Origin of the sequence: Candidatus Palauibacter sp. (assembly GCF_965213655.1) — a bacterium.
GTDB lineage: Bacteria > Gemmatimonadota > Gemmatimonadetes > Palauibacterales > Palauibacteraceae > Palauibacter.
On record NZ_CBDBZT010000003.1, the window covers coordinates 865,015 to 880,732 of the forward strand.

Below are 15,718 nucleotides of genomic sequence, written 5' to 3' on the forward strand. Positions count from 1 at the left end.
CAACACCCGCATCCGGCGCTCAAAACGGGTCTCCCGAGAGACGCGTGGATCGCCACACGGTAAACCCGTCGATCATCGCTTCGGAGGGTGCGGCCGGGAGCGCGTCCCGCAGTTCGGCGAGCCGCACCAGACAGCCCCGTAGGCTACCGTACCGCCCGGTTACGCGCTTGTCCCTGCCACGGATGCCCTGTTCGATCTGCTCGATCTCGCGGCGGATCTCGCGTCCGGTTGCGGACGCCTGCGCGCGGCCGGGGGACCGCTTCGGGTCGGTCCAGTTGGCCAGAACTTTCTCGGCCCGCTCGAACTCCCCGTCGCCCAGGACAACCGCGACGGCCTCGACCTTTCGGCCCTGCTCCTGGAGCCCCTCCCAAAGTTCGCGGTGGGCACGGCCCCAGGAACGGAGCCCCGCCGCCGTGTCATGGCCCGGATCGGCGTAGACGAACACCGCGCCTCCGGCATCCAGCGCGACGGGCAGCTTAAGAGGGAAGTGGCGGCGCGTATCGCCGCCGCCGCCCCGGTACACGCGCACGGGCAACAGCACTCGCTCGATCCCGAGCGCCTCAAACGCGGCGACCTTCTCGGCCTCGGTCGGAAGCCACGCTTGGCCGGTGTGCTCCATCACGTAGTCGAGCGAGAGCAGGCGGCGGAGCAGCACCCGAACGGAGGCGATTCGGCGGTGGCGGATGTTCTCGGCGCCGAGCGCCCGGTAGGCCGCCCGCGCGTAGATCCGGCAGACCCTCCGGCCCGCAAGCCGGTCCCTGGCCGCCAGCCTCCGGTCCGACATGTCCCGGATGAACCGGCGCGCGCTGCGGGGGTGGATGCCGAGCCAGTCGCAGATCTGGTCGCGGGTGAACACGCCGCTGTGGAGGCAGACCAGCGCGATCCACTCGGCCTCGCGCCCCGTCCAGCCGAACGACTCCAGCGCCTTCTCGCGTCCCTTGAGATGCGCGATCATCGGTCGCCCCCGGTGACGAGCGCCCGATCGGCGCGCATGTAGGTGACGAGGAGTCCCATCGGGTTGTGGACGACCAGCTCGGGCGGAATCGAATCGAGGAACTCGAACCGCAGCGAAAGCGTCCAGCGCTCGCGCCTCAGCTCCTGTTCGCCTCTGAGATGCACGAGGTCGAAGTCCGCCGTCGCCCCGTGCGGCGGCTCGGGCGCGGGGTGGATGCGGAGCACCACCTGTTCGACTTCGAGTTCGGTGTCGGCCGTCCCCGCCGCGACGCTCGCGACCTCCGCGCCGTCCCTCTGGAACGCCGCGTTCGCGAGATCGGTGCTCAGGAACCGAAGGCTTCTCGTCCAGCTCTCCTGCGCCGTTGCGCGGCGCCGCGAGTGGAAATCGTGGACGAACCGGTTCAGGAAGTACTTCGTTGTCGGATCGAGCGGATCGGCCTGCGCGGTTGCGGCCTCGTAGGCCAGCGCCTCGGCGCGTCCCACCTCGTCCACGCGCACGACGATCGGCTTGGGCGGTTCCTTGCGCGCGAGGTTGAACAGGATCACGACAAGCAGCAGCGTACTCGCGGCCAGCAGGATCAGGATCCTCCGCAGCTTGCGGTTCGCCTCGACCGCCTCGCCCCAGATCTCGGCGTACTCGCGGCCGGCGTTGCGGTCACGTTTCATCATCGGCTTCTCCTTCGGGGCTCAGACGGGGGGCTTGACGGGGGCGGCGGCCTTGCTGGCGCCCTGCATGACGAGTGCGACGAACCCGGACCCGGCGGAGCCGGAACCGGAGACGAGCATCGAGGCGAGTTCGCCGACCTTGAGCCCGGCCATGAGGCCGCAGACGACGAGCGGCATGAGGACGACGGCCCAGAGCCAGAGCTCGAACGGGTCCGCCGTGCCGGTGCCCATGAGCGCATCGGCGTACGTCGTGATGTAGCCGAGTCCGACGCCCATGAAGACGCGCAGCACCGCACCGGCGACGACGCCGTAGAGCGTGTAGACCATCATGGTCCGGAACCATCCCCAGAACAGGAACGAGAGCGGCTCGAAGAGCAGGAACGCGATGAACACGGGACCGAGCAGGATCGCGATGGCGATCGCGACCTGCGCCCAGATCACCTGCGCGTAGGTGACGCAGAACAGCGCGAGCAGGCAGACCACGAGCGAGGCGCCCATCACGAGCGTGACCAGCGAGGAGAAGATCACCGTGGTTCCCGCCGTCACGATCGAGAGCAGGTTGCCCGTGGACCACGCCGCGCTCAGGTGCGCCGAGTACGCCTGCACGAGCGCCGTCATCTCGGTGTAGCCCGCCGAGACCACGTCGGAGAGGAACAGGTTCTGAAGCCAGATCCCGCCTCCGGCGATCATGGCCGGAAACGTGAATCCGACGCCGGGGATCGGGATCGTGTAGTAGTGGAGCAGCGTGCGGGGGATCGCGATCCCGATCACGAGCTTGACGATCTCCCAGGGCTGGAAGGTGCCGCTGAACGCGATCTTGAGACCCGTCCACGCGACCATGACGGCGGCGAGCCCGCCCCAGAGCTGGAGTCCGAGCGTATGCACACCGGGCGCGGCTCCGACGACGACGGTGTCGAGCACGATGTCCAGGAAGCTCTTGAAGTCCTGAAGCTGATCGACGGGGATCTGCGTGGGGACGTTCGGGTCGATGGACTGCGGGGGAAGTTGCATGGCTGGCCCGCCCCTACCGGTAGAACGAGGGAATGCGGAACAGAAGGCCGTCGCGGAGTGTGGTTCGGTTCAGCGAAGCCGCGTTCCGCATCGTCTCGGCGAGCGTGTTCGCGCGAGCGTTGTCGTCATGCCAACGGCCAAGCCATTCGAGGCGGGCGAGTTCGGCCTGCCTCGCCCGGCTCGCCTCGGCGGCGGCCTGGTGCGCGAGCACCTGTCCGGCGGCCGCGTTGATGCGGCCTTGGCTCAGCGCGGCGGCGACCCGTGCCTGCTGCAGAGCCGTGTTGGACAAGTTCCGGTTCGCGGTCAGGTCACCGAACGAGCCCTGCGCGCTCTCGATGGTCTCCGCGAGTGCGGCCGCCGCGTCGAGTGCGGCGTAGTCGAGCACCCGCTGCCGGTCGGCGGCATCCTTGGCACGGCGGTAGTCTTCGAGCGCCCGGGTCGCGGCCTGGGGCGGGAGGTTCCGGAAGAGACCGAGTACGTCGGCTTCGGTCACCCGGTCGGCCGTCCCGTGCGCGGTGCGCCACAATCCGGTGAACGAGCGGCCGTTGCCGAAGCGCCGGACGGCGTCCACCGTGCCGCGGGCTTGTCCCGTGAAGTCGGACCGCCAACCGAGTCCGTCGCGCACGAGACCAACGGGATCGGCCGCGAGGTCGGAGAACGGTTGCAGAAGCGCGTCGATCTCGCCGCGCGCGGCGCGCTCCATGTGGTCGAGCTGGTCCTCGAGTTCCGTAAGCTGGCGGGCCATCGACCGGATCTGGCTGACCTGGTGCGAGATTTGCGTGATCTGGTTCGCGATGATCGTTGCCCGCTGGAACCAGCTGCCGAAGTCGAACTGCGCGCTCGCGGGCCGAGCGGCCGCGAGCAGCACGACGGGGACGAGAAGTGCCGGGGCGAGGATGCGGTGCAGCAATGGGGAGTCCTTTCGTGTCATCGGGGTGTGGTATTGCGGGGAACCAGCACATCCGCAGTGAGCCAGATGCGGAGCCGGTGGCCCGCACGGATCGTGATCTCAGGCAGGCGGTTGAGGTACCGGTCGAGCATCGAGGCGGCGCTGCCTCCGAGTCCCTGGCCGACCCCCGCCCGGAGTCCGTAGGGAGAGGCTCCGGCAAGCGTCAGTCCGCTCAGCGCGCCGACCGCTCCGGCGGCCGCGAATGTCGAGAGATAGCGACGGTTGACCTGGTCCCTCAGCGCGCTCTCGCCCGCCTGGTTCAGTCCGGCGAACTCGAGGTCCACCCAGCTTCCGCCAGGTAGCAGCAGGCGGTGGAACGCCACGGCGAGGCGGCTCTGGTCGCGGTCTTGGACCGCTTGGGCCGTACCGACGACGCGCGCGCCGCGCGGGATCAGCACCCGCTGGCGGTCGGCCGTATACAGAGGCACCGACACCATGGCGAGCACCGGGCCGGGGAACTCGCCGGAGAGTTGGGTGAGCAGCACCGCTTCCAGGAACGAGCCCTCGCGGATCCTCTCCCAGCCGGGCGGATCCGCAGGCTGGACAGCGTGGCCGGGCTCGGATGTGCGGGGCGAGGGTGGAGCGGCCTGCGGGAAGGGGCCTTCCACGTTGGGCGCGTATTCTCCGGCGGCCAATCCGGCCGCCATCTCGGCCTCAAGCGCGGCCAGGGACTGCCCGAGGGATGCGAGCGCGCCGTCGAGCGCCGCGTCGGGAGACTCGGGTGCGGGCGGTGACATCCCAGCCGCATTTGAGGTCCGGTTTGGATCCCGGTGGGACTGCGCGACCGGTAGTGAACGAAGCGAGCGCGTCCTGCGCTCGACCTCTTCGAGCCGGAGCGCCTCGCGAAGCTCGAACTCGGCCTGGCCGAGGGCGGCCTGGGCACCGGCGTTGCCGGTATCCGCCCCCGCGTCTTGCCCGGCCGGTTCCCGCCCGGCGTCATCGGACTGTTGCCGCTCGCTGTCCGCATCGGCCGCCGCCTGCTGGCTCTGGCGATCCGTCTCGGCGCTGAGGCGCCCGTCGAGCGAGCGGCCTGTGCGGTCGTCCACGGGCCGCGCCTCCGTGGGCGCGACTCCCTCGGCCGTCTCGCCGGGACCCGACAACGTCGAGGAGAACAGCAACCCCGCCACGAGTACGGTGATCAGGGCGATCCCGGCCTTCGTGACCATGCCACCGGGCAGCGCGCCCTTAGGTTCCTTGACCCATTGCTTCCAGCCGCTCACCTGGAGCCCGCCTCTGGCTCGAACCGCCAGTGCAACCGCTTGTCGCCGATCTGGAGCCATCCGTCGCCCAGGACGCGGCGGGCGATGTAGAGGCCGTCCTCCGTGAGATCGAACGCGACCAGGCTCGGCTCGCCGTCCTGGAGTTCGTAGAGGGCCGGGGCTTCCTGCGCGCGAGAACGGATGTAGGTGAAGAGCCCGTCGTGCCACATTGCCTCGACCCGGAACGGACGCTCGGACGCTCTGCGGTCCAACCGGTACTCGAACCGGAGCCGTTCGGGGTAGGAGGCGCGGAACGCTTCGATCTCCGCAGCCGCCTGCTCACGCGCCTCGGCGATCCCGGCCTCGGCCTCCTCGCGCGTTGCTTGCGCGGCCGCCACCGCTTCAGCGGCCATCTGCCGGTAGGCCGCGACTTCGCTCCGGGCCACGAACGCGGGTCCGCCCGCGCTGCCGGCCATCTCAGCCGCCTCCGCGCCCGCCTCGACGCGCACCACGAGATGGGGCGGCTTCTCCCCGTGCTCGGAGACCAGAAACGAGTAGATGCGCCCCGATTCGCAGACGAGCGCGACGTTCGTGGCCGCGTCCTCGGCCAGTGGTTTGAGGTAGGCGACGTTGGCCGAGCCGGTCAGGTGCCAGTACTCCGAGTCGCCGGCCACGAAGTCGAGGATCCGCTCTTCGGCCGGAAGCACGATTACAGTCGTGTGGCGCACGCGCGCGCGAAGCCGGGGGATCCGCTCATCGCCCTCCGCAGACACCGGGACCCGGAGCAGGGTGGCGTCCGCGCCCGGTTGCTGCGCGCAGGCGTCGCCGGGCAGCGCCAGCACAAGCAGCGTGAGCAGGACAACGGCGATCCCGAGCAGGATCGCTGCGGTTGGTGTTTTCATGGTGTCACGTCCTCTCGGTTAGTGAGGTGGTATGGGTTCGGCCCGCGAGCGCTTCGAGCGCCCGGACCAGTCCGTGCCTCGCCACGGCCTCGGCGCGTCTCTCGGCGTCGAGGGGCGAGGAGGTGTAGAGCCAGTAGCTCTCTGGATCGACTTCGAGACGGAGCACCGCCGCCTCGTCCGGGCGGCGGAGATAGAGTTCCCGCTTCGGCGTCAGCTCCCGGACCTGGGCGATCTCCGACTCGTTCAGCCGGAAGAGCGCTCCGGCCTCGGCGGGCAGCTCGGGGTTGGCGAGGAACAGCTTGGTGGGAATGGATTCGAGGAGCGCCGAGGCGCCCGGCGTCCCGGTCACGTCCACGGCGGACTGGGTGGCAAGCACGAGCGCGGCGTTCTTCTTGCGCCACGTCTTGGCCGCCTCGGCCAGGTAGTTCAGCACGGCGGGGTCCTGCATGTACCGCCACGCCTCGTCCACGACCATCAGCTTGAGCCGCGCGGTCTCCGCCGGGTCCTCGATCTCCAGGCGCATGCGTTCCAGCAGGTAGGCGAGCGCCGCCTCGCAGAGGTCCGCGTGTTCCGCCGCGCCCGCCAGATCGATCACCTGCCAGTCGCGGAACTCGATGTCGGCCGCGCCCGACGGCGCGTTGTCAAAGAACGCACCCCAGGCACCGCCCTCGGTCCACCGGCTCAGCGCTGGCCACATTGCGACCGGGAGCGAACCGGCCAGCACGCTCAGCGTCCGGCGCTCAGGCCCCAGCGCGTAGAGGTCCTCGATCCGCGCGCGGATCTCGCTCGTGTCCGAGCCGTCGGCCTCGTAGCCGCCCAGGCTGAGGAGCCGGAGCACCCAGCCGGTCAGGAACTGGAACGTCCTCGTGGTCGGGGGCAGCGCGAAGGGTTGTAGCCGAAGCGTCGGTTCCGTCTCGCCGGGCGCGAGCTCCAGATACCGGCCGCCCAGGAACCGGGTCAGCCAGCGATACGAGCCTCCCAGGTCCAGGATCAGGATGCGGGGGTCGTACTTGAGCGTCTCGACCAGCAGGAAGTTCAGCGCGAAACTCTTGCCCGCACCCGTCGCCCCCAGGATCAGCGTGTGGCCCACGTCGCCCGCGAACAGGTCGTAGCGATACGCGGTACGCCACGGCGTCTCGAACACCGCCAGCGGCTCGCGGCCCAGATGGCGGCTCGTTCGGTTCCCCTTGGGCGGTCCGAACACGGGCGCAAGGCACGCCGCGACGCCCGCCGACACGAACATCTTGCGCACCTGCCGCTTGCGCGGCTGGGCCGGGAGCCGGGCGAACCACGCGGGAAGCTGGCCGTAGCCTTCCCGAATCACCTTCGCATCGTGCGCGGCGAACAGTCGGCGCACGTCGCCGTCCAGGCGCTCGATCTGTTCCAGTTCCCCGTGGAGCGCCACGGTGAGCGATGCCTCGCCGTAGGCCACGCCGTCGGCTTCGAGTTCGACCAGCGCGCTCCCAAGCCGGTCCGATTCGGCGGCGGCCGCGGAATCGACCATCGCCGCCGCCGTACCCTGCGCGTCCTGCGCGTGCGCCATCATCGAGTAGCGGCGCGCGAAGTAGTGGCGCTGCGCGCTACGGATCCGGCGCCGCGCCGCTTCCACTGTCCACGGCCGCCATTCGAGCGACACGGTCGTCACCGCATCGAGGCAGTAGAGGTCGTTGAGCAAGTTCGCGTGCGCCTGCCCTGGCGGCGACAGAAGCGAGTAGAGGATCACCGGCTCGCCGTCAAGCTTCAGATGTGAACGCTCGGCCTCCAGCTCCGAGATCGCGAGCCGCCAGTTCATGCCGCTGCCCGTCGCGCCGTCCCAGAACGTGCCGGGCTTGTTCGTCAACTCGGAAAGGAGGCCGGACGCCTCGTGCGCTCCGAGCAGCTCGATGGGCGTGTGTTCGGCCACGAGCGAGCGGCCCGCGTCGATCATCGCCCGGAACCTGTCCGCAGCCGACTCGATCTCCGAGGCTAGGTAGGTCGTTCCCGTCTTGCCGCCGCGCTTCCGAAGTCGCGTGAGCCGTGATAGCGGTCCCGACCCCGAACTCCCGCCGACCGGACGGAGCCCCGGGTTGTGCGTCCAGACGGCGTAGGAATCGAGCCGCTGGACGCGCCCGGCGAGGAACGCGCTTCGCTTGCGCCCCGACAAGGATGCGATGTCCGAGCCGCTCGTCTCTGGACCCTCGGCGCGGCTCGGGCGCCGGAGCATGTGGAATTGAAGCCGCGTGCCGGGACCGAGGCCCGACAGCAACCTCTGCCAGAGTCCCAGCACGCGGTCGATCTGCTCTGGCGTGCGCCCGTCGGTCACGGCGGGCCGGATCCGGCCTGCCGCAATCAGCTCGCCTGCACGGGTCAGGCAGCTTTGGCCGTCTTCGAGCCAACCCCAGTAGGGCAGCTCCTCGGCCAGCGAGCCTGCCGCCTCGTGGGCCCGGAGTTCGTCGGCGACCCTCACCGGGCACCCGTCCGGATGCGGAGATGCCAAGGCTCGTCCGCCCACTTGCCCGGATCGTACCGGGCCGGATAGCGGGCCGCCGCCCGGAGCACCGCCAGCATCGCCGGGTCCCTGCGGCCCGCCAGCCACCCGCCGCCGTAGCAGACGGCAAACACCAAGCCGCCCGCAACGAGCGAGGCCGTCGCGTTCCACACCGCGACCGCCAGCGTCGCGCCCAGCAGGAACAGCCGCCGCTCGACGCCCAGCACCGTCAGCGGACGGTTGAGCGCCGCGTAGCCCGGCCAGCGCCTGAGGCCTCGCATCAGAAGAGCCAGGCCAGGAAGTTGACCGCGCCCACCGCCATCCCGATCCCGAAGATGATCCCGGCCAGCGTGCGCTTGCTGCCGCCCTCCCCGAACGCGAACATCAGCCCGCCGACGACGATCGCGATCAGCGACAGCCCCCGCGCGATCGGTCCGGTGAACTGCGTCTCGAGCTCGGCCACCGCATCCACCCATGGACTCGTGCCCTGCGCGTGGAGCGCGCCGGGCGCCAGCATGAGCAGCGCGGCCCACGCGGCCGCCCGCGTCCTTCTCATCAGCTTCCTCATTCCGTTCTCTCCTTGTTGGGGTTCGGTCGGGCGCCGCCTTGCGCGCCGCTCCGTGTGTCCGCGATTCGGTTGCGCATCCACGCCTCGACTTCCGACTCGATCCAGCCCACTGCGCGTCCACCCAGCGAGACCGATTGCGGGAATGTCCCCGCGGCCATCCGGGCGTAGATCGTTGGCCGCGCCAGACCCGTCCGGGCTTCCACCTCCGGAAGCCGCAGGAAACGGATCGGCGCTCTCGTTCCCTGTTCCATCGGTTGCTCGCTCTTCACTCTGGTCCGCTTCGTTCTCCTCGTCCGGGGCGAAGGCTCTCGGCGCCTGCGGCGGCGGGGCGGAGCCCGGGCACCGCCCGAATCCCTTTCGTGATTGTTGATGAACGCCAGCACCTGGTCCGCGATTCTGAGCGACGGCGAGCGCCCCTCCGCGATCTCGCGCATCAGGTTCGGGTCGCCCACCGCCTTCAAGCCGAGGGTCGTCGCTCCCATGCCGGTTTCCTCGAGGAATCCGCTCACCCGGGAGTTGAACTGCCGCTCCAGAGTCTCCATGGCCGAACTGCTCCCGCGTCTTCATGGCCAGAACGGTGAAGAATTGCTCTCCAGGAGCACAATCCGTAGGGAATTCCCTTGTATCTCGTAACGTCTATGGACGTCTCGTAAGGGAATGAACCCGGTGGATCGCGGCGCCAGTGGGGTGGAAAACACCCCCGTTGGGCGCTCGCGGGAGATCTCGGCGGCGGTAGGCGGGGGCCAAGCCGGGAGGCCGTGTCCGATCACCCGTTTGGCGTGGCGCGGATCTGTCTTGAGGGACCGGTCAAGCGAAGACGGTGCGCGCTGGCCGCGTCCCCGATGCCTACCCAGCAGAGCCAGTTCCATCGGGGTCCCGCCCGGCTTGCGAAACCGGCCGGAAGCGGGATTATTTCAGCCCCATGGGACGCAAGAAGAAAAGCACCGCCGCGCGGCTCGATCCGGTGCGCAAGCGGCTGCTCCGGCTGCTGGAGGCGAAGGGCTCGAACCTGCGCACCGCCTCGGTCGCCATGGGCCGCAACGACGCCTACCTGCAGCAGTTCACCTACCGGGGCACGCCGAAGGTTCTCGCCGAGGACGACCGCGAGATTCTGGCGGAGCATCTGGGCTGCCGGCCCGAGCTACTCAAGCACGGCCGAAGCTTCCGGCTCTCGACGAACGCCACGCGGCCTTCGCCGCCCGGCGACGCCTACGCCGCGCCGATCGGCTACAGCGCCGTGCCGGAGGCCGACCTCAGAGTGGAGCCGGACGCCGAGGAACCCTGGAACGGCGAGCTGCGCGAGACCGGAGATGCGTGGATGTTCGCCGATGCGTTCATCCGCCACCGGCTCCGGGCCGACCCCGGCGACCTGTGGATGGTCGAGGTGGACGGGGACTCGATGGAACCGCTGCTCTCAAGCGGCGACCACATCATGATCGACGTGAGCCGGACGGTGCCCGCGCCGCCCGGGATCTTCGTGATCTGGGACGGCATCGCGCTCGTCGCCAAGCGGATCGAGCACGTGGCGCACTCCGAGCCGCCCCGCGTGGTCCTCAAGTCCCTCAACCCCGAGTACGACGGCTACGAGTGTGCTGCCGAGGATGTCCGCGTCGTCGGGCGAGCCGTCTGGGTCTCGAGAAGGCTGTAGGGACCCAGCGACCATTCGGATTGGCACTCAGGCCGCTCGATCCCGGAGGCGCCGAATGGACTTAGGACCGGCGGTAAACCTCGGCCCCGTCGATTACTACCCCTTGAAGCCGGGTGCATGGCCCATGGAGCCGATCAGGAGACCGCGTTGTGGAATATCAAGGATGCGATGCAGGTCTGGATCGACCGGGCACGGGAGTTGAGGCGGCCCGTTCCCGAGCCCAAGGGCGAGCGCCTGATGCTCGCCTGACTCGTCCCATGCAACCGCACACCACGCTTCTGGTCTCGCGCGGGACGTTTGAATTGAACGGTCGAGGCCGGTCTGATCGTCCGGTGAACTGCTCCCAAGGCATAGGGACCGAACCATCGTCGTCGCGGACCCCGCCGTCCGACCTGGAGCATCGGAAGTGCGAATGAACATGCGCCTCTCCCGTTCCGCCTCCCTGGACCGCGCTGGTTTCCGGTTCGGGGAGCGCGGCACGCAGAGTTCCCGGCACATCATGCTGCGAGAGCTGGGCGAACTACTGGACGCGCTTCCGGCAAGTGCCGACCGATTCGACTACGCAACGGCCATCGTCGACGACAACGTCCTCGGAAAGCCGACTCTGGCCACCCGGCGCGCCACGCGACAGCGCCTGGCCGAACTCTACGCGCTCGATCCCGCGGTGCCGCTCTTCCGGGTCTTGCGCCGGCTTTGGGAGTTCGACCGCCGGCACGCGCGCGGTCGTGCGCTGCTCGCGTTGCTCTCCGCCCTCGCGCGCGATCCACTCCTGAGGCTTACGTCGGCCCCCGTATTGGGGCTCGCCCCCGGCGAGGAACTGGTGAGGAAGGAGTTCATAAATGCGGTTCACGCGCGGACCGGCACCCGATTCAACGACGCCGTGCTGGGCAAGGTGGCGGGCAACGCGGCGAGTTCCTGGTCGCAGGCAGGCCACCTCGAGGGGCGGACGCGCAGGGTGCGCCGCATCGTTGCGCCGACCCCCGCCGTCGTCGCCATGGCGCTCTGGCTGGGCGAGGCCGAGGGGCTCGCGGGGCATGGCTTGATCGACTCGCGCTGGGCCACGGTTCTGGATCTTCCCGGAGGCGCGCTCCTTCCCCACGCGGTGGAGGCGCGGCGTCTGGGCTTGATTCGGCTGAGCGCTGCGGGCAACGTGGTTGACGTGTCCGCGCGAAAGCTGGATCCCGGCCAGCGCGGAGACCCGCCTTCCCATGAGACATCATTCCCTGCAGGATTGGAAGCTGCGGTTTGAACCAGATAACCAAGCTCTCGCAGATCTACCGGCGGCACATCGGTGCACCATGGCAGCCGACGCTGGCCGGAGCCCAGCGCGTGATGATCGTCGTATACGCCAAGGAGCGCGAGCGCGCCCTGCGGGCGGGGATCGGCGAGTTCGAACAGGCGACGCGCGCCGAGGGACACGAGTGGGTCCAGACCGACGCCACCGGCTGGTTTGCCGAGTGGATGGCCGGCCATGATTATCGGGACGCCTACTTCGAGGACCCCGAACTGCTGGACGGCTCGCTCGCGAGCGAGTTCCGCGCCTTCGCCATCGAGAAGCTTTCCCGGGTCCTGGACGCGGCGGACGAGAACACCGTCGTCGCCCTGTTCGGCGCGGCTTCACTGTACGGCTTCATGCGCGTCTCCGACCTCATTCATTCTTCCGAGTCTGCGATCCAGGGCCGCCTCGCCGTTTTCTTTCCCGGAATCAAGAACGACAACAACTACCGCCTTCTGGACGCCCGCGATGGCTGGAGCTATCTGGCCCAGCCGATCACCCTGCACGAAGCCTGGATACCTTGAACGTGACATCTCTCCCACCATACGGCAGTCCGCAACCATGAAGATCCACGAACTGCTCGACCGCGACCCGCTACGCGTAGGCCTCGCCAACAACGGTCAGGCCCGGATCACGGCCGGACAGGACTCGCAGGTCATGCGCGAGTTGCGCGCAGAGTTGGAGACCTTCGTCTGCAAGGGGCAGTTCGCGGACGCGCTTGAACGCATCCTCGAAGGCTACCTCGCCAAGCTCGACGCCTCGCGCCAGGACGCCGTGTGGGTGAGCGGTTTCTTCGGAAGCGGCAAGTCCCACCTACTCAAGATGCTCGCCCATCTGTGGGTGAACACGTCGTTCGACGACGGCCAGACGGCGCGCGGGCTCGTGGGCGGCCGGCTGCCCTCGGGGGTGCGGCACGCCCTGCGCGAGATCGACACCCAAGCCCTGAGGGTCGGTCCCGATCCCGTGGCTGCCGCCGGATCGCTGCTCGGGGGCAACGTCGGCCATGTGCGCCTTTCGGTGCTCTCGATCCTGCTCCGCTCGTGCGGGCTTCCTGAACAGTACCCACAGGCGCGGTTCTGCTTCTGGCTCCGCGAGGAGGGCCTGCTCGACCGGGTCCGCACCAGCGTCGAGGCCCGGGGGCGGACGTGGGAGGGCGAACTGAACAACCTCTACGTCAGCCCGGTGATCGCCAAGGCGGTGATGGAGGCGAACCCCGGGTTCGCGGCGGATCTGAAGGGTGCGCGCCAGTTGCTCATCGGGCAGTTTCCCCAGCCGAGAGCCGACATCAGCGACAGGCAGTTCGTCGAGGCGGCGCGGCAGGCGCTTGCGCCAAGCGGCGGCCCGACCCCGCTCACCATCGTCGTTCTAGACGAGGTTCAGCAGTACATCAACGAGGATACCGACCGGGCACAGATCGTCACCGACCTGGCCGAGGCGCTTCAGACGCAGTTCGACAGCCGTGTGCTCCTCGTCGCGTCGGGCCAGTCGGCGCTCGCGGGTGGCAACGCGGCGCTCCACTGGCTGAAGGACCGATTCCGGATCACCGTGCAGCTCGCCGATGCGGAGGTCGAGGTGGTGACGCGCGAGGTGCTGCTGCGAAAGAAGCCTTCGGCCGAGCCCGCCATTCAGGACATGCTCGGGCGTTACGCCGGCGAGGTGGCGCGCCACCTGCAAAGCACCCGGATGGCCGTGCGCGCCGAGGACAAACAGCTCGATGTGGGCGACTACCCGCTGCTGCGTACGCGCCGCCGGTTCTGGGAGGCTTGCTTCCAGACCACGGACCCGTCCGGCACCCGGAGCCAACTCCGCTCGCAGCTGCGTATCCTGCACGACTCTTTGGGCGGCATCGCCGAGAAGCCGCTCGGCGCGGTGATCCCGGCCAGCGATCTATTCCGCGCGCTCGCCCAGGATCTGGTCGGCTCGAACGTGTTGCTCAACGAGATCAACACCCGCATTCGCAAGCTCGACGACGGATCGGCGGAAGGCAGGCTGAAGGCCGATCTTTGCGGTGTCGTCTTCCTGATTGGAAAGCTGCCCCGCGAGGAGGGTGCCGATCAGGGCGTTCGCGCCGACGCCACCACACTGGCCGATCTGCTCCTGGGCGACATCGGCCGTGACTCGGGAGCCTTCAGGACCCGGGTTCAGCGCACGCTTGACATGCTCGCCGACGAAGGCGTCCTCATGCGCATGCCCGACGAGTACCGGATCCAGACGCGCGAGGGCACCGAATGGGAGCGTGCGTTCCGGGAGGAGCGCACGCGGCTGTCCGGAAGCGAGGTGGAGATCGCCGCGCGGCGCGAGCAGCTGCTGGGGGAAGCCGTTCAGGAGGAACTGAAGGGCGTGCGGCTCTCTCACGGGGATGCCGGCGTGGCGCGCAAGGTGCGGCCGCACTTCGGAGCCGAGGATCCCGCCTCGCGCGAGGGTGGCGGGAGCAAGGAAGCCGCCGCCATCTGGATCTGGGTGCGAGACGGGTGGTCGTGTTCGGAGACCACCGTGAAGGGCGATGCGCGCCGAAAGGGCATGGAGGACGCCACCCTGCACGTCCATCTCGCGAAGCGAAGCGCGGACGAGTTTCGGGCGCACATCACGAGCGCCGAAGCCGCGCGCAAGGTGCTTGCCGCGCGTGGAATCCCTTCCTCGCGGGAGGGAGAAGAGGCCCGGGAAAGCATGAAGAGCCGGTTTTCCGGGGCCGAGGCCGCACGGGACCGCATCGTCGAGGAGATCGTCCGGATGACCAAGGTCTTCCAGGGCGGCGGAGCGGAGGTCTATGGGGAGGGACTGCGCGCGAAGGCGGCGGCCGGTGCGGAGTCTTCGCTCGCAAGGCTCTTCCCCCGCTTCAACGACGCGGACCATCGGGCATGGGGCACAGCGCTCAAGCGCATCCGTGAAGGAACGGGCACGCCCTTCGGCGCGGTGGGATGGGAGGGAGCCGTCTCGGACCACCCCGTCGCCCGCGAGGTGGCGTTGCGAGTGGGATCGGGTGCGACCGGCGCGAGGGTGCGGAGCACGCTTGAAGCCGCGCCGTACGGGTGGCCGCGCGACGCAATAGACGCGGCGCTCTTGGCGCTGGTGACGGACGGACATCTCAAGGCCGAACGGAACGGTCGGCCCGTGGGGGTTGCGGCGATCACGCAACAGTTGACGCCCGGTGTGCGATTCCTGCCCGAGAAGGTGCGGCTGACGACAGCGCAGAAGCTTCTGATCCGTCAGCTCTTCCAAGGGCTGGAGGTGCGGACACGGAGTGGGGAGGAAGTCGCGAAGGCTCCGGCGTTCCTATCCGAATGCAGGAAGCTGGCGCGAGCGGCCGGGGGCGCCCCTCCGTCGCCGCCGGTACCAGACACGCGGTTCCTGGAAGATCTCTCCGGGCTGGCCGGTAGTGAACAGTTGGCGGCGCTGCTCGCCGAGCGCCAGCGCATCGAAACTTCGTTGGCGCGTTGGAAACAACTCGCCGAGCGGGCTCCAGAGCGCACCTCTGCGTGGGAACTGGCCACCGCGCTTCACCGCCACGCCGATGGCGAGCTCGACGAGGTTGCCGACGATGTCGGTCGACAGCTTGACGCGATCCGTGACCGGCGCACCCTGCTCGACGACACGGACCACGTCCGGCCTTGCGTCACCCGGTTGGCGGATGCGCTGCGCGCGAATCTGGGCGAACTGCGTGAGGAGCTGAGCGCCTCGGTGAACGCCGCGACGGCGCGGCTCGAAGGCGACGTGACCTGGCTGAAGCTGGCTGCGGCCGACCGCGACGAGATCCTGGGAGACACGGGGCTGAGACCGCCACCAGCACTGCAAGTGGGCACGAACGAGGCGCTCCGAAGGGAACTCGACGCACGCGGACTGGCCGCGTGGCGCTCCGAAATCGACGCTGTGCCGACGCGAGAGAGCAGGGCGCTTGCTGCCGCCGCTGAACGATTGCCGAGTGATGACCCCGTTACGGTCAAGCATGTGCGCGTCAGGCGAGGAACGCTGGGCGACGCAGAGGCCGTGCGCGCATGGGTGACCGAACACGAGCGGAAGCTCAACGAGGCGGTTCGCGAAGGTCCGGTGATCGTGGAATGATGGCAGAATCGCAACTCGA

At 69.0% G+C, this 15,718-nt stretch carries 15 protein-coding genes; 5 read left to right on the forward strand and 10 right to left on the reverse strand.

Going from position 1 to position 15,718, the window contains the following annotated elements; genetic code table 11:
* Positions 1 to 19: 19 nt before the first annotated feature.
* Genes ACOOGH_RS06040 through ACOOGH_RS06085 form a run of 10 tightly spaced genes read right to left on the reverse strand, consistent with a single transcriptional unit; the run spans position 20 to position 9,258 of the window.
* The gene (locus ACOOGH_RS06040; protein WP_420448061.1) at positions 20 to 955 is read right to left on the reverse strand and encodes a hypothetical protein; all 936 of its coding nucleotides are present in this window, start codon (positions 953 to 955) and stop codon (positions 20 to 22) included.
* A complete protein-coding gene (locus ACOOGH_RS06045) occupies positions 952 to 1,623 on the reverse strand; it encodes a VirB8/TrbF family protein (protein ID WP_420448062.1) in 672 nt (223 codons plus the stop codon). The genes ACOOGH_RS06040 and ACOOGH_RS06045 overlap by 4 nt, the downstream gene beginning before the upstream one ends.
* Before the next feature lie 18 nt (positions 1,624 to 1,641).
* Positions 1,642 to 2,631, reverse strand: coding sequence for a type IV secretion system protein (locus ACOOGH_RS06050; RefSeq protein ID WP_420448063.1), 990 nt, complete (start codon positions 2,629 to 2,631; stop codon positions 1,642 to 1,644).
* 13 nt (positions 2,632 to 2,644) lie between these two features.
* The gene (locus tag ACOOGH_RS06055) at positions 2,645 to 3,541 is read right to left on the reverse strand and encodes a hypothetical protein (protein WP_420448064.1); all 897 of its coding nucleotides are present in this window, start codon (positions 3,539 to 3,541) and stop codon (positions 2,645 to 2,647) included.
* A 17-nt stretch (positions 3,542 to 3,558) separates the two neighbouring features.
* Positions 3,559 to 4,800: a TrbI/VirB10 family protein gene (locus ACOOGH_RS06060; protein WP_420448065.1), complete on the reverse strand. Its 1,242-nt coding sequence runs from the start codon at positions 4,798 to 4,800 to the stop codon at positions 3,559 to 3,561.
* Complete coding sequence (locus ACOOGH_RS06065) at positions 4,797 to 5,681, reverse strand: TrbG/VirB9 family P-type conjugative transfer protein (RefSeq protein WP_420448066.1); 885 nt, start codon at positions 5,679 to 5,681, stop codon at positions 4,797 to 4,799. The genes ACOOGH_RS06060 and ACOOGH_RS06065 overlap by 4 nt, the downstream gene beginning before the upstream one ends.
* 4 nt (positions 5,682 to 5,685) lie before the next feature.
* The gene (locus ACOOGH_RS06070; RefSeq protein WP_420448067.1) at positions 5,686 to 8,127 is read right to left on the reverse strand and encodes a VirB4 family type IV secretion system protein; all 2,442 of its coding nucleotides are present in this window, start codon (positions 8,125 to 8,127) and stop codon (positions 5,686 to 5,688) included.
* On the reverse strand, positions 8,124 to 8,429 hold the full coding sequence (locus ACOOGH_RS06075) for a VirB3 family type IV secretion system protein (RefSeq protein WP_420448068.1): 306 nt from the start codon (positions 8,427 to 8,429) through the stop codon (positions 8,124 to 8,126). Before ACOOGH_RS06075 ends, ACOOGH_RS06070 begins: the two co-directional genes overlap by 4 nt.
* Complete coding sequence (locus tag ACOOGH_RS06080) at positions 8,429 to 8,716, reverse strand: TrbC/VirB2 family protein (RefSeq protein ID WP_420448069.1); 288 nt, start codon at positions 8,714 to 8,716, stop codon at positions 8,429 to 8,431. The genes ACOOGH_RS06075 and ACOOGH_RS06080 overlap by 1 nt, the downstream gene beginning before the upstream one ends.
* The gene (locus ACOOGH_RS06085) at positions 8,713 to 9,258 is read right to left on the reverse strand and encodes a helix-turn-helix transcriptional regulator (RefSeq protein ID WP_420448070.1); all 546 of its coding nucleotides are present in this window, start codon (positions 9,256 to 9,258) and stop codon (positions 8,713 to 8,715) included. The genes ACOOGH_RS06080 and ACOOGH_RS06085 overlap by 4 nt, the downstream gene beginning before the upstream one ends.
* 380 nt (positions 9,259 to 9,638) lie before the next feature.
* On the opposite strand from ACOOGH_RS06085, the gene ACOOGH_RS06090 reads away from it, so the two are divergent.
* The 5 genes from ACOOGH_RS06090 (at position 9,639) to brxC (ending at position 15,699) form a co-directional block, all read left to right on the forward strand.
* Entirely contained in the window at positions 9,639 to 10,364 is a 726-nt protein-coding gene (locus ACOOGH_RS06090; protein ID WP_420448071.1) for a S24 family peptidase, read from the forward strand.
* A 147-nt stretch (positions 10,365 to 10,511) separates the two neighbouring features.
* The gene (locus tag ACOOGH_RS06095) at positions 10,512 to 10,613 is read left to right on the forward strand and encodes a type II toxin-antitoxin system HicB family antitoxin (RefSeq protein ID WP_420448072.1); all 102 of its coding nucleotides are present in this window, start codon (positions 10,512 to 10,514) and stop codon (positions 10,611 to 10,613) included.
* A gap of 163 nt (positions 10,614 to 10,776) precedes the next feature.
* Positions 10,777 to 11,613 (forward strand): hypothetical protein, encoded by an 837-nt coding sequence (locus ACOOGH_RS06100; RefSeq protein ID WP_420448073.1) that lies wholly within the window; start codon positions 10,777 to 10,779, stop codon positions 11,611 to 11,613.
* The gene (locus ACOOGH_RS06105) at positions 11,610 to 12,164 is read left to right on the forward strand and encodes a DUF1788 domain-containing protein (protein ID WP_420448074.1); all 555 of its coding nucleotides are present in this window, start codon (positions 11,610 to 11,612) and stop codon (positions 12,162 to 12,164) included. The genes ACOOGH_RS06100 and ACOOGH_RS06105 overlap by 4 nt, the downstream gene beginning before the upstream one ends.
* 37 nt (positions 12,165 to 12,201) lie before the next feature.
* Positions 12,202 to 15,699, forward strand: a complete 3,498-nt coding sequence (gene brxC, locus ACOOGH_RS06110; RefSeq protein WP_420448075.1) for a BREX system P-loop protein BrxC — start codon at positions 12,202 to 12,204, stop codon at positions 15,697 to 15,699.
* Positions 15,700 to 15,718 lie beyond the last annotated feature (19 nt).